At 63.9% G+C, this 19,457-nt stretch carries 17 protein-coding genes; 6 read left to right on the top strand and 11 right to left on the bottom strand.

The genetic code is table 11. The features are described from left to right. Nucleotides 1–22: 22 nt before the first annotated feature. A complete protein-coding gene (gene pgi, locus ACZYTC_RS04265; RefSeq protein ID WP_488988981.1) occupies nucleotides 23–1,660 on the bottom strand; it encodes a glucose-6-phosphate isomerase in 1,638 nt (545 codons plus the stop codon). Nucleotides 1,661–1,758: 98 nt separating this feature from the next. On the opposite strand from pgi, the gene ACZYTC_RS04260 reads away from it, so the two are divergent. From ACZYTC_RS04260 to ACZYTC_RS04250, 3 genes are read left to right on the top strand one after another with little or no spacing between them, the layout of a single operon-like run. Continuing rightward, a complete protein-coding gene (locus tag ACZYTC_RS04260; RefSeq protein ID WP_441771985.1) occupies nucleotides 1,759–2,919 on the top strand; it encodes a M20 aminoacylase family protein in 1,161 nt (386 codons plus the stop codon). 35 nt (nucleotides 2,920–2,954) lie between these two features. Further along, nucleotides 2,955–5,036, top strand: a complete 2,082-nt coding sequence (locus tag ACZYTC_RS04255) for a prolyl oligopeptidase family serine peptidase (protein WP_488988980.1) — start codon at nucleotides 2,955–2,957, stop codon at nucleotides 5,034–5,036. Beyond that, complete coding sequence (locus tag ACZYTC_RS04250) at nucleotides 5,033–6,001, top strand: threo-3-hydroxy-L-aspartate ammonia-lyase (RefSeq protein ID WP_488988979.1); 969 nt, start codon at nucleotides 5,033–5,035, stop codon at nucleotides 5,999–6,001. The genes ACZYTC_RS04255 and ACZYTC_RS04250 overlap by 4 nt, the downstream gene beginning before the upstream one ends. 12 nt (nucleotides 6,002–6,013) lie before the next feature. Here the strand turns inward: ACZYTC_RS04250 and ACZYTC_RS04245 are convergent, their stop codons facing one another. Further along, on the bottom strand, nucleotides 6,014–6,931 hold the full coding sequence (locus tag ACZYTC_RS04245) for a LysR family transcriptional regulator (RefSeq protein ID WP_488988978.1): 918 nt from the start codon (nucleotides 6,929–6,931) through the stop codon (nucleotides 6,014–6,016). Between the two features lie 143 nt (nucleotides 6,932–7,074). On the opposite strand from ACZYTC_RS04245, the gene ACZYTC_RS04240 reads away from it, so the two are divergent. The 3 genes from ACZYTC_RS04240 (at nucleotide 7,075) to ACZYTC_RS04230 (ending at nucleotide 10,207) form a co-directional block, all read left to right on the top strand. Continuing rightward, the gene (locus tag ACZYTC_RS04240; protein WP_441771988.1) at nucleotides 7,075–8,061 is read left to right on the top strand and encodes an aldo/keto reductase; all 987 of its coding nucleotides are present in this window, start codon (nucleotides 7,075–7,077) and stop codon (nucleotides 8,059–8,061) included. Between the two features lie 143 nt (nucleotides 8,062–8,204). Beyond that, nucleotides 8,205–9,395 (top strand): M23 family metallopeptidase, encoded by a 1,191-nt coding sequence (locus ACZYTC_RS04235; RefSeq protein ID WP_488988977.1) that lies wholly within the window; start codon nucleotides 8,205–8,207, stop codon nucleotides 9,393–9,395. A gap of 23 nt (nucleotides 9,396–9,418) precedes the next feature. Further along, nucleotides 9,419–10,207 carry a bestrophin-like domain gene (locus ACZYTC_RS04230; protein ID WP_488988976.1) on the top strand — a complete coding sequence of 263 codons (789 nt, stop codon included), beginning with the start codon at nucleotides 9,419–9,421 and terminating at the stop codon, nucleotides 10,205–10,207. 24 nt (nucleotides 10,208–10,231) lie between these two features. On the opposite strand, the gene ACZYTC_RS04225 is transcribed toward ACZYTC_RS04230, so the two are convergent. From ACZYTC_RS04225 to ACZYTC_RS04185, 9 genes are all read right to left on the bottom strand, one after another. Further along, complete coding sequence (locus ACZYTC_RS04225; protein ID WP_441771991.1) at nucleotides 10,232–10,699, bottom strand: YiiD C-terminal domain-containing protein; 468 nt, start codon at nucleotides 10,697–10,699, stop codon at nucleotides 10,232–10,234. A 9-nt stretch (nucleotides 10,700–10,708) separates the two neighbouring features. Next, complete coding sequence (locus ACZYTC_RS04220; RefSeq protein ID WP_441771992.1) at nucleotides 10,709–11,317, bottom strand: ASCH domain-containing protein; 609 nt, start codon at nucleotides 11,315–11,317, stop codon at nucleotides 10,709–10,711. Between the two features lie 40 nt (nucleotides 11,318–11,357). Next, nucleotides 11,358–12,599, bottom strand: coding sequence for a Zn-dependent hydrolase (locus ACZYTC_RS04215; RefSeq protein WP_441771993.1), 1,242 nt, complete (start codon nucleotides 12,597–12,599; stop codon nucleotides 11,358–11,360). Nucleotides 12,600–12,616: 17 nt separating this feature from the next. Then, complete coding sequence (locus ACZYTC_RS04210) at nucleotides 12,617–13,213, bottom strand: DUF1349 domain-containing protein (RefSeq protein ID WP_441771994.1); 597 nt, start codon at nucleotides 13,211–13,213, stop codon at nucleotides 12,617–12,619. A gap of 261 nt (nucleotides 13,214–13,474) precedes the next feature. After that, on the bottom strand, nucleotides 13,475–14,929 hold the full coding sequence (hydA, locus tag ACZYTC_RS04205) for a dihydropyrimidinase (protein ID WP_488988975.1): 1,455 nt from the start codon (nucleotides 14,927–14,929) through the stop codon (nucleotides 13,475–13,477). A gap of 219 nt (nucleotides 14,930–15,148) precedes the next feature. Then, nucleotides 15,149–16,147, bottom strand: a complete 999-nt coding sequence (locus ACZYTC_RS04200) for an ABC transporter substrate-binding protein (RefSeq protein WP_488988974.1) — start codon at nucleotides 16,145–16,147, stop codon at nucleotides 15,149–15,151. Nucleotides 16,148–16,179: 32 nt separating this feature from the next. Continuing rightward, the gene (locus tag ACZYTC_RS04195; protein ID WP_488988973.1) at nucleotides 16,180–17,304 is read right to left on the bottom strand and encodes an ABC transporter permease; all 1,125 of its coding nucleotides are present in this window, start codon (nucleotides 17,302–17,304) and stop codon (nucleotides 16,180–16,182) included. Then, nucleotides 17,301–18,230 carry an ABC transporter permease gene (locus tag ACZYTC_RS04190; RefSeq protein WP_488988972.1) on the bottom strand — a complete coding sequence of 310 codons (930 nt, stop codon included), beginning with the start codon at nucleotides 18,228–18,230 and terminating at the stop codon, nucleotides 17,301–17,303. Before ACZYTC_RS04190 ends, ACZYTC_RS04195 begins: the two co-directional genes overlap by 4 nt. Further along, complete coding sequence (locus ACZYTC_RS04185; protein WP_434959672.1) at nucleotides 18,220–18,990, bottom strand: ABC transporter ATP-binding protein; 771 nt, start codon at nucleotides 18,988–18,990, stop codon at nucleotides 18,220–18,222. Before ACZYTC_RS04185 ends, ACZYTC_RS04190 begins: the two co-directional genes overlap by 11 nt. Nucleotides 18,991–19,457 lie beyond the last annotated feature (467 nt).

Below are 19,457 nucleotides of genomic sequence, written 5' to 3'. Positions count from 1 at the left end.
TCGGACAGGAGATCCTGTTCGATCAGCCTCGCAGCGACTTCAGATGGGCCACCAGGCCCTTGGTCGAAGCATCGAGCCCGTCGACCGTCGCGCCCTTCACCACCGGCAGCAGGCGCGAGGCGAGTTCCTTGCCCAGTTCCACGCCCCATTGGTCGAAGGAGTTGATGCCCCAGATCACGCCCTGCGTGAACACCTTGTGCTCATAGAGCGCCACGAGGCGGCCGAGTATGCGTGGGGTGAGCTTGCGATAGGCGATGGTGGTGGTGGGACGGCTGCCGGGGAACTCCTTGTGTGGGGCCAGAAGCGCGATCTTCTTGTCGTCGAGCCCCTGGGCCTTCAGCACCGCCGTCGCCTCCTCTTGCGAACGGCCATGCATGAGCGCCTCGGTCTGCGCCAGGCAGTTTGCCATCAGGATGGCATGATGATCGCCCATTCCGGCTTCATGCGGCTCGGCCGCGATGAGGAAGTCGGCCGGGATCACATTGGTGCCCTGATGGATGAGCTGGTAGAAGGCGTGCTGGCCGTTGGTGCCAGGCTCGCCCCAGACCAGGGGGCCGGTCTCCGAGGTCACCGGCGAGCCGTCGAGATGCACGCGCTTGCCGTTGGATTCCATGTCGAGCTGCTGCAGATAGGCCGGGAAGCGCCCGAGCCGCTGGTCGTAGGGCAGCACGGCATGGGCGGCATAGCCCATGAAATTGCGGTGCCAGATGCCGATCAGGCCCATCAGCACCGGGATGTTCTTCTCCAGCGGCGTGGTGGCGAAATGGTGGTCGACCTCATGGCCGCCGGCCAGGAACTCCGAAAAGTTCTCCGGCCCGACGGCGATCATCAGGCCGAGGCCGATGGCCGACCACATCGAGTAGCGCCCACCGACCCAGTCCCAGAAGCGGAACATCCGGTCCTTGTTGATGCCGAAGGCCTCGACCGCGACGATATTGGTCGAGATCGCCGCAAAATGATCGCCCACCGCGGTCTCACCGAGCGATTTGGCGATCCATTGCCGCGCCGACTGGGCGTTCGTCATGGTCTCGATCGTCGTGAACGTCTTCGACGAAACCAGGAACAGAGTACGCGAGGGGTCGAGGCGCGACAACGTGTCCGCCATGTCGGCGCCGTCGACATTGGAGACGAAATGGGCGCGCGGGCCGTCGGCATAGGGCGAGAGGGCGCGGGCCCCCATGGCCGGGCCGAGGTCGGAACCACCAATGCCGATATTGACCACGTCGGTGAATTTGTCACCGGTGGCGCCGCGCAGCTCGCCCGAGCGAATCTTCTCGGCGAAGGCGTAGCAGCGCGCCAGTTCCTCATGCACCTCCGGCACGACATTCTTGCCGTCCACGCGAATGTCGGCATCAACAGGCGCGCGCAGGGCCGTGTGCAGCACTGCCCGCCCTTCGGTGGTGTTGATCTTGTCGCCCTTGAGCATCTCGTCCCGGCGGGTCTCGATGCAATGCGCCCGCGCCAGCTCGAGCAGCAGGGACAGGGTTTCGTCGGCGATGCGGTTCTTGGAAAAATCCACCAGCACGTCGTCGAGCGTGAAGGAGAATTTGGCGAATCGGTCGGGATCCGCGGCGAAAAGGTCGCGCGTCGTCGTCGAGGCCAGTGTCTGCTTATGGGCTTCGAGATCCTGCCAAACCTTTGCGGCCTGTGAATGCTCCATATCCGTTTCCCTTCCTCATTGTCCGAAGGCGTGTCAAACTGCGGGCTGTGTTTGTCGCCCGGAGCGGGTGCATAAATCAATATTGGAACTGACTGCAGATGACGATTTCGGACAGCATCAAGGTTTTGGCTTCGGAAGCGACGCAATGGCGCCGCGACATTCACCGCCACCCCGAGCTGCAATATGACGTGCAGCGTACGGCCGGCCTGGTCGCGGGCCTGTTGCGTGATTTCGGCTGTGATGAAGTCGTCGAGGGAATCGGGCGCACCGGCGTGGTCGGGGTGATCAAGGGGCGCCCCGGTTCGCGCGCGATCGGCATGCGCGCCGATATGGATGCCTTGCCGATCCTCGAGGAGAGTGGCGTGCAATATGCTTCCACCGTGCCCGGCAAGATGCATGCCTGCGGCCATGACGGCCATACCGCCATGCTGCTCGGCGCGGCGAAAAATCTAGCTGATACCCGCAACTTCAACGGTGACGCCGTGGTGATCTTCCAGCCGGCCGAAGAAGGCGGCGGCGGCGGCAAGGCCATGGTGGAAGATGGCCTGATGGAGCGATTCGCCATCGGCGAAGTCTATGGCATGCACAATCTGCCGGGCCTGGCGCCAGGTCATTTTGCCATGTGCCCCGGGCCCATCATGGCCTCCAGCGACGTGTTCGACATCGACATCACCGGCAAGGGCGCGCATGCCGCCCGCCCGCACGAGAGCGTCGATCCGGTGCTGGTGGCGGCCCAGATCATCAATGCCCTGCAGACCATCGTCTCGCGCAATGCCGATCCCCTTCATGGCGCCGTCGTTTCAGTGACGGCGATCAAGGCGGGGGACGCTTATAACGTCATCCCCTCCACGGCCCATCTGCACGGTACCTGCCGCGCTCTGACGCCGGAAATTCGCGACCTGCTCGAAACACGCGTCGTCGAGGTGGCGGAGTTGACGGCGAAGGCTCTGGGCGCCAGTGCCAAGGCCGTCTATCAGCGTCATTATCCCGTCACCCGCAACCACGCCACACAGACCGTGTTCTGCGGGGAAGTCGCTCGCATGGTGGCCGGCCATGACAATGTCGATGTTGCCGCTCTTCCCATGATGGGCGCGGAGGACTTCTCCTTCATGCTGGAGGCGCGCCCCGGCGCCTTCATCTTCATTGGCAATGGCAACAGCGCCGGACTGCACAATGCCGCCTATGATTTCAACGATGCCATCATCCCTGCCGGGATCAGCTACTGGACACAACTGGCGGAAACGCGGCTCGCCGGCTGAGACCTCTCGGCCTCCCTATCTCAAGGAACTCCCGCATGTCCGATCTCGTCTCCCGGCCCACTCTGGCCGCGCCCGACGACGACCCTCATCTCTGGCTGGAGGACATCGAGGGCCAGGACGCCCTTGCCTGGGTGAACGAGCGCTCGCAACGAACGCTGGCCCGCTTCGGCACCGACGGCTTCGAACGCGATCGGGACGCCTTGGCTGCGATCCTTGATCGCCCCGATCGCATTCCCGGCATCGGGAGGCGCGGCGAGTTCGTCTATAATTTCTGGACTGATGCCGCCAATCCACGCGGCCTGTGGCGCAGGACCACTCTTGCCTCCTACCGGCAGGCGGAACCGGCCTGGGATATCCTGCTCGATCTCGATGCCCTCGCCAAGACAGAGGGCGAGGACTGGGTCTGGGCCGGGGCCTCGCTCGAACCCCATGGGCGGCAGCGCGCCATCCTCAGCCTGTCGCGCGGCGGCAGCGATGCGGCGGTGCATCGTGAATTCGACCTGGCCTCACGGCGTTTCGTCCCCGACGGCTTCATGCTGCCGGAAGCCAAGGGCGGCATTGCCTGGCTCGACGCCGACACGCTGCTGCTCTCCAGCGCACTCGGCGAGGGCATGGCGACGACCTCCGGCTATGCCCGCACGGTGCGCCTGTGGCGTCGTGGCGAGGATCCCCTGAAGACGGCGGTGGTCTTCGAGGTCCAACCCCAGTCCATGTCGGTTTGGGCCGGCATCGACCGCACCGGCGGCGGCGAGCGCATCTGGTTTCTCGAAAAGCCCGTCTTCTTCGAAACGCGGGGCTGGCTCGGCGACAGGAATGGCCCGAGCGAGGCCATCGACCTGCCGGCCGACTCGCAATGGGACGTGTTCGGCGACTGGCTGGCGGTTAAGCTGCGCACGAATTGGGCTCCCGCCGGCACAAGTTTTGCCGGCGATACCCTTCTCGGCATCTCGCTTGCCGCCTTCCGGGCAGGCAGCCGCACTTTCCAAGTGCTGTTCGAACCTGCCGAACGGCGGACCCTGGACGGCTTTTTCTGGAACCAGGGACAGCTCGTGCTGTCGATCCTGGACAATCTCCAGCCCCGATTCGAGCTCGTCACGCCCTCCCCCGACTCCTGGGCCAAGCACGCCATCGACGTGCTGCCCTCCACGGGCGTCGTGCATATCTGGTCGCTCGACGCGGAGGAGGCCGACACCAATGGCGAGGTGATGGTGTCCCTGCAGGATCCGATCACGCCGCCACAAATGCTGCTGCTCGATGTGAGCAGGCCCGAGGCGGTGGCCAGTCCCCTGCTCCTCAAGCGCAGTCCCGATGCCTTCGACAGCAAGGGGCTGCAGGTCGTCAAGCACGAGGCTGTCTCGGTCGACGGCGAGAAGATCCCCTATACGCTGGTCGGCCCCGCCGGCGAGACCGGCGAGTCACCGGTGCATCTCACGGCCTATGGCGGCTTTGGCGTTTCCGTCCTGCCCAGCTACAGCGCCTCCATCGGCAAGCTCTGGCTCGAACGGGGCGGCACGTCGGTCACCGCCAATATTCGCGGCGGCGGAGAATTCGGCGCCCGCTGGCACGAGGCGGGCCGCCGCGAGGGCAAGCATCTCGCGCATGAGGATTTCGCGGCGGTGGCTGCCGATCTGGTCAGGCGCGGCATCACACAGCCGGAGCGGATTGCGGCAGAAGGCGGCTCCAATGGCGGCCTGCTGATCGCCAATATGCTCACCCGCCATCCCGAGAAATTCGGCGCCCTGTTCTGCACCATCCCACTGATCGACATGCGGCGCTACACCAAGCTCCTGGCCGGCGCGAGCTGGATCGACGAATATGGCGACCCGGACAAGCCAGACGACTGGGCCTTCCTACAGAAGATCTCTGCCTATCATGTCGCCGATGCCGGTTCCTATCCGCCCATCTTGCTGGCGACCACGCGCCGCGACGACAGGGTTCATCCCGCCCACGCCCGCAAGATGGCGGCCAAGCTGGAGGCACTTGGCCACCGCGTGCATTTCTACGAGCCCGAGGCCGGCGGCCACGGCTACGGCAAGGACAGCCGGGAGCGCGCCTCCTTCATCGCACTCGGCTACACCTTTCTGCGCCAGGCCATCGGCTGGGAGAGCCAGGCATGAGCGAACCAGTCCTGCCTGTTTATGCCGATGTCGCCGCCGCCGCCGAGCGCATCCGTGGCCAGGCCCATCGCACGCCGGTGCTGACCTCTCGAAGCTTCGACGAGGAGCTCGGCGCGCAGGTCTTCTTCAAATGCGAGAATTTGCAGCGCATGGGCGCCTTCAAATTCCGCGGCGCCTTCAATGCCCTGTCGCGTTTCGACGAGGAGCAGAAGCGCAAGGGCGTGGTGACTTTCTCTTCGGGCAACCATGCCCAGGCGATCGCCCTTGCAGCGCGCATCCTCGGCATTCCCGCCACCATCATCATGCCGCATGATGCGCCGAAGGCGAAAGCCGAGGCCACAATGGGCTATGGCGGCAAGGTCATCTTCTATGACCGCTATACCGAGGACCGCGAGGTGATCGGGCGGAATCTGTCGCACGAACATGGCTTCACGTTGATTCCACCCTATGATCATCCGGACGTGCTCTGCGGCCAGGGCACCGCTGCCAAGGAACTCTTCGAGGAGGTCGGCGAACTCGACGCCTTCTTCGTCTGTCTCGGCGGCGGTGGGCTGCTCGCCGGATCGGCGCTGGCGACGCGGGCACTGTCGCCCAACTGCCGGCTCTACGGCGTCGAGCCCGAAGCGGGGAATGACGGACAGCAATCCTTCCGCGCCGGCCGGATCGTCAGGATCGACACGCCCCGCACCATTGCCGATGGCGCGCAGACCCAATATCTGGGCGCCCATACCTTCCCGATCATCAAGCGCGATGTCGACGACATCCTCACCGTCTCCGATGCCGAGCTGGTCGAATGCATGCGCTTCGCCGCCACCCGCATGAAGCTGGTGATCGAGCCGACCGGCTGCCTCGGTTTCGCCGCCACCCGTGCCATGAAGACAGACCTCGCCGGCAAGCGCGTCGGCGTGCTGATCAGCGGCGGCAATGTGGATATCGACCGGTTCTGCCAATTGCTGGGAGAATAAGACGCACCCGGCTCACGCCAGCCTCGTCATGCCGTTCTGCATCCGGATGATGTTGATCAGGGTGCGCAAGGCCGGGTGATTGTGGCGCCGGCTCGAGTAATACATGTGAAAGGGATCGCCATCCGAGGCGTGGTCGTCGAGGACGATCTTCAGGCTGCCTTGCGCGAGTTCTCCGGCGATCCGCGCTTCCAGAACATAGGCAAGGCCAAGCCCGGCCTTGGCAGCCGTGATCGTGGTCGCTGTGTCGTTGAGGGTGATGAGGCCGGGCACGCGCAGCCGGCGCGCCTCCGCGCCGCTGCCGAGATCCCATCGATAGGCTGTGTTGTCGCCCAGGAGCAGTTGCAGGCAGACATGGCTGGCGAGGTCAGCCGGGGTCTGCGGCCTGCCATGCTCCCTGAAATAGGAGGGAGAGCCGACAACCACCCAGCGCTGCGGCCCCGTGAGCGGCACGGCGATCATGTCCTCCGGCACGTGATGGCCATAGCGCATGCCGGCGTCGAAGCCCTCGGCGACGATGTCGATGGGCCGGTCATCCACGGCAACGGTCAGGCGGACATCCGGGCATTGGCGGGCGAACTCCGGCAAGGCCGGCGAGATCAGGAGATGGGCGGCATCCCGGAACACGTTCAGGCGCAATTCGCCGAAGCGCACGTTTCCCGGCGCTTCCAGCACCTCCAGGGCCGAGCCGATCACATCGAATCCTTCTTCGAGGCGCTGGGCGAATTTGAGGCCGAGATCTGTCGGCGAGACCGCCCGGCTGGTGCGGTTCAACAACTTGGCCCCGAGCCTGGCCTCGAGGCGCCGCATCGCATGGCTAGCCGCTGACGGCGTCAGGCCGAGTTCGATGGCAGCCGTGGTGAAGCTGCGCCGGCGGACGATGGTCAGGAAGACGTTGAGGTCGCCGAGATCCGTTCGTTCGAGAGCCGCCATTGATGAAAAACTTTCAAAGCTTCTATGATTACCGTTCACACTAAACAATGAGCGCCCGGCCGGCTCAAGCCCTATCCTGCAAGAGGAACGCTGAAACACCGGCCGGCTCCTATTCGACGGCCATGAAACGCAGGAATGGAACGATGAAAGAACGCCTGTTCGGCAAGACCGCGCGCAACGTCTCGGAGATTGGCTTCGGGGCCTGGGCCATTGGAGGCTCCTGGGGCGATGTGCCGGATGACGATGCGCGCGCCGCCCTCCATGCCGCCCTCGATGCCGGCACCACCCTCATAGATACCGCCGATGTCTATGGCGACGGCCGTTCGGAGCGTTTCATTGCCGAGGTCCTGAAGGAGCGCGGCGGACCCCGCCCCTTCGTGGCAACGAAGGCCGGGCGTCGCCTCCAGCCCCACACCGCCGACGGCTATAATCGGGAAAACCTCACCGCTTTCGTCGAGCGTTCGCTGACGAATCTCGCCACCGACTGCCTCGACCTCGTCCAGCTTCATTGCCCTCCGACAGAGGTCTATTACCGGCCCGAAGTGTTCGGCGTGCTGGACGATTTGGTGGCCGCCGGCAAGATCCGCAATTACGGCGTCTCCGTCGAGAAGGTGGAAGAGGCGCTGAAGGCGATCGAATATCCCGGCGTCGTCTCGGTCCAGATCATCTACAACATCTTCCGGCAGCGGCCGGCCGAGCTCTTCTTCCGCGAGGCGAAGGCGCGCAACATCGCGGTGATCGCGCGCGTGCCGCTCGCTTCGGGCATGCTGACCGGCAAGATGAATGCCGCCAGCCAGTTCGCGGCCGACGATCATCGCGCCTATAACCGCAATGGCGAGGCCTTCGACAAGGGCGAGACCTTCTCGGGCGTCCCCTACGACGTCGCCTTGGCAGCCGTGGAGGAAATCAGGCCGCTGGTGCCCGATGGCATGACCATGTCGCAGTTCGCGCTGGCCTGGATCCTGGCTGATGATGCCATCACCACCGTCATCCCTGGCGCCAGGAATGCGGCCCAGGCCACGGCGAATGCCGCCGCCAGCGACGTGCCGGCTCTTTCGCAGGCGACGCTCGAAACACTGAAGAACCTCTACCAGCGCAAGATCGCCGGCTTCGTCCATCATCTATGGTAGGAAATGCTTGGCCGGGCGCCGGTCGGCGGCTCCCGGCCACGGCCGTCACCGCCCGGACATCGCTTGACAAAGGATGAGGCAAATGCGGGATTGTGCCTACAGGTTCTGCCTTCCGGTGCGGGGCAGCCGGTGGGGCATTTCCTATGCGTTTCCTGTCGCTTTCCGTTGCCTGTGCAGGGCTTCTGGCGGCCTCTGCCGCCATGGCCCAATCCCTCAAACCCGATGAGATCCTGAGTTCGGTCACCGTACAGCCGATCAGCGAGCCCAATCCGGTTCTCGGCGCCGATGGGCGCGTCCATCTCGCCTATGAACTGGTGATCAACAACCCAGGCAATGTGTTCGTGCGGCTCGACAAGGTCGAAGCGATCGACGACGCCGGCAAAAGCCTGTCCTCCCTCGAGGGCGAAGAGCTGGCGAAGATGATGCATCTTTACAGCGGCAGGGATCGCCAGCTGCCGCCCGGCGGCACCGCCATCGTCTTCATGGATGTCGGCTTTGCCCGGGATGACAAGCTGGCGCAGCGGGTATCCGCCCGCATCGAGGCTTTCCGTGAGAATGCAGGCGCAGACGGCAAGCCCACGCCTTTGCCGGCGGATGCACCCGTCTCCGCACACTACAGCTTCATCGGCGGCGCTACGACGGTCGGCAAGCCGGCCGTGGTGGTCGAGCCACCGTTGAGGGGCACCGGCTGGGTTGCAGCCGATGGTTGCTGCGGCGCCGTCACCGCCCACCGCGGCGCCGTCATGGCCGTGAACGGGCGTCTGCGCATACCCGAGCGCTTCGCGATCGACTGGATCAGGCTCGACGCCGGCAGCCGCCTGTTCACCGGCAATGCCCAGGATCTGGCCAGCTATTCCTTTTACGGCGCCGAAGTCCATTCGGCGGCCGATGGCGTGGTGGTCAATCTCTACGACCAGGCCGATGAACAGATCCCCAGCCAACCGGCCCGCGGCATCGTCCCCGCCAATATCGGCGGCAACATGCTGGTGACGGACATCGGCAATGGTGCCTTTGCCTTCTATGCCCATCTCCAGCGCGGCAGCCTCAGGGTCAAGCTGGGTGACCGCGTGAAAGCCGGCCAGGTCATCGGCCTGGTCGGCAATACCGGCAATTCCACCGCTCCCCATCTGCACTTCCAGTTGATGGATGGCCCCTCGCCGCTCAATGCCAACAGCCTGCCCTTCGTACTCACGCGCTTCTCCGGGCAGGGCGTGCTGGCGCAGGGGAACGAGGAGGAACTCGAGCAAGGCGCCGTGGCAAGGATCGAACCACGCTGGCGCGGAGAGCACGCCAATCAGCTCCCGCTGAACGACCAGGTCGTCGATTTTCAATAGATTCGTTCTTCCGGGGTCCACTCATGTTCATTCTGCTGCATCAGCTGTCACTGCCCGTCATGTTTGCGACGGTGCTGGGGATCTGCCTGGTGATCACCTGGATCGTCATCGGCCTCGTTCGCTTCGCCATTGCCAGGGGCGGCTACGCCCCGGACGAGGCGCTACCCATCCGCGAGTCGATCGTCGGTGTCTGCGCCACCATTTTCGGCCTGATGGTGGCCTTTTCGGCCGCAGGTCTGTGGGCCGATTCCCTCGCCGCCCGTAGCGCCGTCCAGCAGGAGGCCGATGCGGTCGAAAACGTTCTGGTGCTGTCGTCGGGCCTGCCGGCCGATCTCCAGACCAGCGTGCGCGACGGCCTGAAGGCCTATGTGGCTGAGGTCATCTCCGGCGATTGGCCCGCCATGGCCAACGGCGAGCACATCGAAAGCCCGGTATTCGACCGTTCCGGCAACATCCTCATCAACACGATCGGCCTCGTCTCGCGCCAGAACGGAACCACTGTCCAGCCAGCGGCCTATCAGCCTTTGGTCAATCAACTGCTGGCCGTGCGCCATGCGCGTCTGCTTCGGCTGTCGGCCTCGAATACCGGCATGAGCTGGGCCCAATGGATCGCGATCTGGATCATCTCGACAACGACCGTCACGGCTATCGCCATCTGCAACAACCATGTCTTCCGCATGCAGATCCTCGCCACCCACATCTTCGTCGTGGTGGTGACAGCAGCCTATTTCGTCATCCTCGCGCATGACCGGCCGTTCATGGGGCAGATCTCGGTGCAGCCCGCCGCCTTCCTGGCGGTCAGCACCAATTGACGGCTTGCCGCACTCAGGCCCGCTTCAGCGGGCCAACGCCGCGAAATCGCCCCTGAAGCGGGCCGCACAGCGACCGCCATACTCGATCTCGGCAAGGACCGGGATGCGTGCCTTGCCCTTGCGCGCGAAGGCCTCCAGCACATGGGCCCACTTCTCGGGTTCGGCCAGAACGGAACGGGCAGAGAAATCACCCTCCACCGGCGCTAGGTAATCCATGTGGACGGAGCCGACGACCAGGCTGCAGTCGAGCCCTGCTCCTTTGAGTTTGAGAAAAGCGAGCGACCAGGCGGCAAGCGTGGCTAAAGTGGCAAGGCTACCGCCGAACGCCGTGCGGTGATGGTTGATATTGGCGGAAAGCGGTGCGCCGAGCCGCACGGAATCCGGTCCGATTTCGAGAACGCGGACCTGCATGGCCTGTGTCAGCGGAATATTGCCATGGAGATCGGCTTCAAGCTCGGCGGGCTGCACAGCGGCCTCCTCTATCAGGGTCACCCGCCCGCTCTATCGCTCACCAGCCGTTTTCTCAACTAGCGAAATCCGTTCCTGGCGGTCGAGCAGGGCTCGCCCCCTCGGCGACAGGCGATAGCCCACCTGGAGGCTTTCGGTGAGGCCTAGGGCCTTGAGCTTGCGGATAGCGAGCTTGAGCGCTGCCTTGTCACGCCCCAACTGCCCAGCAATCTCGGCAGCGGTGATGCCGTCGCGCCCAGCGATCAGGCCGAGCACGGCGGCGGTCCAGGCGCCGCCGCGATGGTTGCGGTCAAGCTTGGCGAGCGCCGAACGCAGGCCATCGACGTCAGCCGCATCGAGGGCGGCCTCGCCACGCAAGGCAATACGGGGGTCGTCCCCCATCCGATGGAAGGCAATGCGGTAGAGCTGTCCCTCCGGCCGCAGATCGCGCCGAAGCGCGGCAGCCGAAGCATAGCCGGCCTGATCAGCCTGTTCGTTGGTGAGATCGGCGAGTTCGATTACATCCACCGCCTCGATGGCCAGGACACCGACAGCGGTGGTCAGCGTTCCCCCGGCGCGGACGGTCGGCCGCGTCCAGCGCCGGAAGGCCAGCGTCACCTTGCCGGCGGCAATGCCATCGAGCGCGGCCTGCTTGAACAGCATGTCTATGCCCCTCGGAGTGCGGACTTCCAGTCGCGCCCCATCAGCCCGCCAGGCGCCGGTCGTGCTCGATCACGGCATTGAGCAGCACCTGCGCGCCTGCCGCACATTCATCGAAGGAGGTCGATTCGGCCTCGTTGTGGCTCAGCCCTCCTTCGCACGGCACGAAGATCATGGTGGTCGGCGCGACACGGGCGATATAGGCCGCGTCATGGCCAGCGCCGGATACCATGCGGCGCATGGCAAAGCCGGCCTTGTCCGCACCATGTTCGACGCATTCGATCAGGTCCGGGGCGAATTTCACCGCTGGCGAGTTCCAGATGCGCTTTTCTTCATAGGCAAGCTTCATCGGCGGCAGCGCGGCCTCGAGGGCGGCTCGGAACTCCTGCTCCATCACTTCCAGCACCTCCTCGTCGGGATGACGCAGATCGATGGTGAAGAAGACCTCGCCCGGCACCACATTGCGGCTGTTGGGCTTGTTTTCGATCAGGCCGACGGTGGCGACGCCCGGCTGGTGCTTCTGGCCGATGGCATCGACCGCCTCGATGATGCGAGCGGCGCCCAGCAGGGCGTTCTTGCGCAGATACATCGGCGTGGCGCCGGTATGGGCATCCTGCCCGGTCACCGTGACCTCATACCAGCGCATGCCCTGCACGCCGGTGACCACGCCGATCATCGTCTTCTCGTCCTCGAGGATTGGCCCCTGCTCGATATGGAGCTCGAACATCGCCTGGAACTTGTGGGCGCCGGCCTTTTCCGTTCCGTGATAGCCGATGCGTTCCAGTTCGTCCTTGAAGCTGATGCCGTCACGGTCGAGGCGCTCATAGGCATAATCGGGCGTGAAGACACCAGCAAACACGCCCGAAGCCAGCATGGCCGGGGCGAAACGGGAGCCTTCCTCGTTGGTCCAGTTGATGATCTCGATGGGGGCATTGGTCTCGTAGCCCTGCTCATGCAAGGTGCGCATCGCCTCCAGCGCCCCGAGCACGCCGAGCACGCCGTCAAACTTGCCGCCGGTCGGCTGGGTATCGAGATGGGAGCCCATGGCGATCGGCGGCAAATCATTGTTCCTGCCTGCGCGCACCGCGAACATGTTGCCGACTTCGTCGACGCTCACCGTGCAGCCGAGTGCCTCGCATTGCGCCTTGAACCAGTCGCGGACCTTCTTGTCTTCGTCCGACAGGGTCAGGCGCTTGATGCCGCCCTTGGCCGTACCGCCAAACTTGGCGGTTTCCATCAGGCTGTCCCATAGGCGCTGCGGATTGATGTTGAGATTGGTGAGCATGGTGGGCCTTTCTGAAGTTACGAAAGATCGTGAAGCGCCTTGCCATTGGGCTGAGACAGGCGAAAATCCGAGAAGGAAACGGCAAGACCGGCCCTTTCAGGCGTGCAGCACATCGGGCCAACCTGATAAGAAACAGCCTTCGGGAACGGCGCCAGCCGCACCAGGGGCCAGACTATCCCGTCCGTCGAATATTGCAGCCTGATGACCCCGTCTGCGACGGTGAGGCGCAGGCGGAAATCCTGGGCGTCGCCCGGAAAGGGACCGGTCGCCCAATCCGACTGCCCCACGGTCAGCACGCTGCCCAGCATGGGCGCGTCGTCATTATATTCGATACCTGCCTTCAGCCAGGCCTCGTCATCGAGCCGGACCATCAGGCCCGCCTGGTCGTAGAGCGTTTCGAAACGCGCTCGCACGCGCAGCTCCGCAGTGAAATCGCCGCCACTGTCGAGGTGGAAGAAATGGCCGCTATGGCGGGTGAAGCCGTAATGGGTCTTTCGCCAGAAATCGGTGGCCTCGCCAGTCACGACCTCTAGCCGATCGCCGGCCAGCGACCAGGATGGCGGTTCGTTCAGCCAGCGGCCTTGCTTGAGGGAAGAGGAAGGCGTCGAATCCAAGATCTATCTCCTGCAACGCAGAACGAAAGCCTTCTCCACGAAGTGGGGAAGGTGTCAGTGCGAAGCACTGACGGATGGGGTGTGGCGGGCAGTGCACTGAATCCAACATGGTTGCACCACGGTCGCGCCATTCTTCAAAAAGGCGTCTCGCATTGCCCGCCACACCCCACCCGACCCGGCTTCGCCGGGCCCAGCGCGCACAAGTGGTGCGCGCGACCTCCCCGCTTCGCGGGGAGGGCTTTTTGCGCGTGACGCCCCCGACTACGGCGTCACCTCGATGCGCGAGACCGGCCTGGGCTTGCTGAGCTCCTTCCAGGTGGCGTTCGCCACCGCGCTGGCCGGGAACGGATCGCGTTGGACGAAGGCGCCGTCGCCCTTCTTGAGCTGGATCTGCTTGTCCTTCCAGGCGATGCGCCCGCGCGACAGGGTGACAACAGGCAGGCCCGTGCATTCATAGCCTTCGAACACATTGTATTCGACGCGGCTGAGTTGCGTCTTGGCCTTGATCGTCTTGGTGGCGGCGGGATCCCAGATGGTGAGGTCGGCATCCGAACCGACTGCAATCGCTCCCTTGCGAGGATAGATGTTGAGGATGCGGGCGATGTTGGTGGAGGTCACCGCCACGAACTCTTCCTTGGTCAGGCGCCCGGTCTTGACGCCGGCCGTCCACAGCACCGGCATGCGGTCTTCGAGCCCGCCCGTACCGTTGGGGATCTTGCGGAAATCGCCGAGGCCCATGCGCTTCTGCTCGGCGGTGAAGGCGCAGTGATCGGTCGCCACCACCTGGAGCGAGCCCGAGGCGAGGCCCGCCCACAGCGAATCCTGGTGCGACTTGTTGCGGAAGGGCGGCGACATCACCCGGCGGGCCGCGTAGTCCCAATCCTTGTTCTGGTATTCGCTGTCGTCGAGCACGAGGTGCTGGATCAGGGGCTCGCCATAGACGCGCTTGCCGGCCGCCCGTGCCCGCGCGATCGCCTCGTGGCTATCGCGGCAGGAGGTATGCACGACATAGAGCTGGCTGCCCGCCATGTCGGCGATCATGATGGCGCGGTTGGTCGCCTCGCCTTCCACTTCCGGCGGACGCGAATAGGCGTGGCCCTCGGGCCCGGTGACGCCCTGGTCGATATAATGCTGCTGCAGGCGGAAGACGATGTCGCCATTCTCCGCATGGACCAGCGGCAGCGCGCCGAGGCCGGCGCAGCGGCTGAAGGAGTGGAACAACTCGTCGTCATTCACCATCAGCGCGCCCTTATACGCGAGGAAATGCTTGAAGGTGTTGATGCCGTAGGTCTTCACCACGGTCTCCATCTCGTCGAAGACCTGTTTGTCCCACCAGGTGATCGCCATGTGGAAGGAGTGGTCCGAGACCGCCTTCTCGGCTTTATGCCGCCATTCCTGATAGGCCGCCAGCAGCGACTGGCCTGGCGCAGGCAGGCAGAAATCCACCACCATGGTGGTGCCGCCGGACAAGGCGGCGCTGGTGCCGGATTCGAAATCGTCGGCCGACACGGTGCCCATGAACGGCATTTCGAGATGAGTATGCGGATCGATGCCGCCCGGCAGGACGAAGCAGCCATCGGCATCGATGATTTCGGCACCCGCCGGCGCCGACAGCTTCGGCCCGATCGCCAAAATGGTTTCGCCGTCGATCAGCACGTCGGCCGGCTTGGAATGATCGTGGTTCACCACGACACCGCCACGGATCAGGATCGGCATAATAGTCCTCCAATAACGAGTTCGCCGCGCCTGTTACCTCGGCGCTGATTTTACCCTCCCCTGGAGGGGGAGGGTCGGCCTGAAAGGCCGGGGTGGGGTGATTAGGCTCGACTTGACCGGTCAGGTCATCAATACCTTCGAGATTACAAAGGTGGTGCCTTCTCACCCCACCCCGACGCTGCGCGTCGACCCTCCCCCTCCAGGGGAGGGTCATTCAGCTCACAGTTTCTTCATCGCGTCGGTGACCGCCGAACTCCAGCCGCCCACGGGCGCCTTGGTGATGGCCGGGCTATCGCCGCCGGCCCCGAGCAGCGTCTTGACCGTGCTATCCGCGGCGGCCGGATCGAGCGTACCATCGGAGCCTTCCGTCAGCTTGTTGACCTCGGCGATCATGTGGGTCTGGTGCACCTCGGTCTGGGCACCGGAGGCATCGTTGTCGAGCACGATCTTCACGGCCTCGTCGGGGTGGGAACGGGCATACTCCCAGCCCTTCATCGAGGCCTTGACGAACTTGGCCATCGTCTCCACGAACTTCGGATCCTTGAGGCGATCCTCCATGACATAGAGCCCGTCCTCCAGCACCGCCACGCCCTGGTCCGTATAGTTGAAGACGGTCAGGTCCTCGGCCTTCACGCCGGCCTCGATCACCTGCCAATATTCGTTATAGGTCATGGTGGAGATGCAGTCGGCCTGCTTCTGCAGGAGCGGATCGACGTTGAAGCCCTGCTTGATCACCTTGACGCCGTCGGCCGAGCCGTCGAGCTTGAGGCCGAGCTTGCCCATGAAGGCGTTGAACGGATATTCGTTGCCGTAGAACCATACGCCCAGCGTCTTGCTCTTGAAATCGGCCGGCGTCTTGACGCCGGACTCCTTGCGGCAGGTCAGCTGCAGGCCGGAGCGCTTGAAGGGCTGGGCGATGTTGACGAGACCGACGCCCTTCTCGCGGGCGGCGAGGGCCGCCGGCATCCAGTCGACGATCACGTCGGCCTGCTTGTTGGCGATCACAGTTTCCGGCGCGATGTCGGGACCGCCGGGGGCCACGGTGACGTCGAGGTCGGCCTCCTTGTAGAAACCCTTGTCCTTGGCGACGAGATAGCCTGCGAACTGCCCCTGGACCACCCATTTGAGCTGCAGCGTGACCTTGTCGGCTGCCTGTGCCGCGCTGATCGCCCCAAGCCCGAGCGCGAAAGCGACGCCGGCCAGTAGTGCCTTCTTCATTCCGTCCACTCCTCTGTTAACCTCGTCCTGCGTCACGCGCGCCGGTAAGAGGGATGCCAAAACGTCACCGCCCGCTCGACGAGGGCGATGAGGCCGTAGAATAGGGAACCGGCCACCATGGCCACCGCGATCTCCGCCCAGACGATGTCGGTCTGTGACAAGGCCGCCTGGGTGTTGATGCGAAAGCCCATGCCGATGGTGGGGCCGTCGAAATATTCGGCCACGATGGCGCCGATCATCGCCAGGGTCGAATTGATCTTCAAGCCGTTGAAGATGAAGGGCATCGCGGCGGGAAGCCGCAGGCTGATCAGCGTCGACCAATAGCTGGCACCGTAGGAACGCATGAGGTCGCGCTCCAGCGTGCCGCTGGCTGCTAGGCCCGCCACCGTGTTGACCAGCATGGGAAAGAAGGTCATCGCCACCACGACGGCCGTCTTGGAGGGCCAGTCATAGGTGAACCACCAGATCATGATCGGCGCTATGCCGACGATCGGCAGGGCCGAGACGACATTGCCGAGTGGCAGGAGGCCGCGGCGCAGGAAGGGAATTCGGTCGGCCACCAGAGCCACCAGGAAACCCGAGCCGCAGCCGATCAGCCAGCCGAGCAGGACTTCATGCAGGAAGGTCCAGACGAAGTCGGTGGCGAGGGTATTGGCCTGCACCACCACCGCCTGGCCGATGGCCGAAGGCGGCAGCAGGATGATGGGGGAGATGCCGAAACCGACGACCAGCCATTCCCAAAGAAGGAGTAACGTGGCGCCAAACAGCAAGGCGGGCGCCAGATCTTCCCAGCGAGAACGTCGCGTTCTTTCGCTGTTACTGACAATCATGTCGACCGTTATCCAGGCTGCCAGCCAAAGACTGACCGCTTTGAGCCAAAAACCCCAACCCGCAACGCCCGCTACTCCCGGTACATGCACTGCTGTCGTCATCATTCGGACACCGATACCCAATGCGAGTATCGGAATAATGGACCAAAAACCACGGCTTTGTTTTTGGCAGAGAATGGCAGCAACGATAAATATTGCACCCGACAAATAGATTTGTGGCGCCAAACCTATAGGCAAGATGAGGTCGTGTTCGCCCATGGGAAAGAGAGCGCTCAGGCAGATGAGCAGTCCGGCCAGGAACCAGCCGAGCGACTGGAACTTTGTCATGCCTGCTCTCCCCGGACGCCCATTCTCGCCAGAGTACGCCGCTCGATCAGGCTGATCAGACCGATCAAGACAGCCGAAAGCAACGCGGCGGTAAACAAGGCGGCCCACAGCACCAGGCGCAGATTATTGTACTGGTAGCCGGCGAGCAGACGCGAGCCGAGACCACCCTGCGCTCCCGTCGGCATCTCGGCGACGATGGCGCCGACGATGCAGCCGGCGATGGCGATCTTCAGGCTGGCGAACAGATAGGGTGTCGCCGCCGGCCAGCGCAGCTTCCAGAAGGTCTGCCATTTCGAGGCATCATAAGTGCGCATCAGATCGAGCTGCATCAGGTCCGGCGACATCAGCCCCTTCACCATGCCAACCGTCACCGGAAAGAAGCAGAGATAGGTGGCGATCAGGGCTTTCGGGACCAGGATCGGTGCGCCGAGCCGGCCGGTGATCGCTGTCAGCAGCGGCACCAACGCCAGGATCGGGATGGTCTGGGAGACGATCACCCAGGGCATCAGGCTCTGGCGCATCGAGCGGTAATGCACGATCAGCACCGCCAGCACGATGCCGAGGACGGCGCCCAGCACGAAGCCCGATAGCGCCGAGGAGAGCGTGATCAGGCCATGATAAACCAGGCTGCGGCGCCCCAGGGGCGGCTCGAAGAACAGGCCCTGCACCATCGCCATGACGATCTGGTGAGGCGCGGCGAGATTGCCGTCCGGCAGATTGATGGCGGCGATGAACTGTTCGATCAGCGGCCGGCTGGCGGCATCGGGCATGGCGCGCTGCAGCGCGGAGCCGTTCATCGGCAGGCAGGCGAGATACCACAACGCGAAGATCGCCAACACCACCACCGTCACCGGCCCGGCCTTGCCGACCATCAGGCGGCTCCACAGCGAGGGGGCGGTACGGGCTGAAAGCACCTCAGTCGTCATAGGAGTGCCCCGCCCTGAGGCCGTCGCGCACGCGATGGGCGACTTCGAGGAATTCAGGCGTCTCGCGGATGTCGAGCGTGCGGTCGCGCGGGAAGTTGCAATCGATGATGTCGATGATGCGGCCGGGCCGCGGCGACATCACCACGATCTTGGTGGATAGATAGACGGCCTCGGGAATGGAATGGGTGACGAACACCACCGTCTTCTTGGTGGTGCGCCACAGATGCAGGAGTTGGTCGTTGAGTTTGTCGCGGACGATCTCGTCGAGCGCCCCGAACGGCTCGTCCATCAGCATCAGCTTGGGATCGAAGCACAGAGCCCTGGCGATCGAGGCGCGCTGCTGCATGCCGCCGGACAATTGCCAGGGAAATTTCTTCTCGAACCCCTTGAGATTGACCAGTTCGAGATTGCGGGCCGCCCTCGCCTTGCGCTCGGCGGCCGGAAAACCCATGACTTCGAGCGGCAGCATGACGTTGCGCTCGATGGTGCGCCAGGGATAGAGAGCCGGCGCCTGGAAGACATAGCCGTAATGCCGGCCGAGACGTGCCTGCTCCGGGGTCAGGCCATTGACCTTGATCGAGCCGGAGGTCTGGCGTTCGAGGTCGGCGATGACACGCAGCAAGGTGGTCTTGCCACAGCCGGAAGGCCCGATGAAGGAGACGAAATCGCCTTCATTGACGGTGAGATTGACCTTGGAGAGCGCATAAACCGGCCCATCGCCGGTATCGAAGGTCAAGGAAAGATCCTCGACCGCAATCACGGGTTCGCCGGCGCCCGTTCGTTCCCGTACGGCACCAAGCTTCCGATCCACGCCCTCAACCTGCATGCCGGCCCTACCTCTGGTTCGTCCCCGGCGGACACGGTGAACCGTTCCGCCCTGCTCGCCCCCGTTCACAGCAATGATCGTGCCATTGCGACGAGAGTCTCTATTTTATCACGTTACCGGCTCACCGCCCCGGTTGGAATATTTCAAACCGAGCCGATTGCCCCTTGCGAGCAAAAAAGCGGGATCGTCCCCTGCTCTTCACCGCTCCCGAGGGCAACCCCGGATTGCCCGAACGGCTGGCAGCAATATTGACCTTATGGACAAAAAATAGGCAACCCCATTTGGAAGAGATTTAAGGAAGGAGGATCCACATCGCCGCGCAGCTCTCTTTCGAACGAGGCGGAAACCCAAACTCCCGATTGCCAGCCATCTTCCCTATCGTCACATTGTACATATTAGCC

It is taken from the genome of Labrys sp. F242 (assembly GCF_057813875.1).
This window is presented reverse-complemented; position numbering and strand designations above follow the sequence as displayed.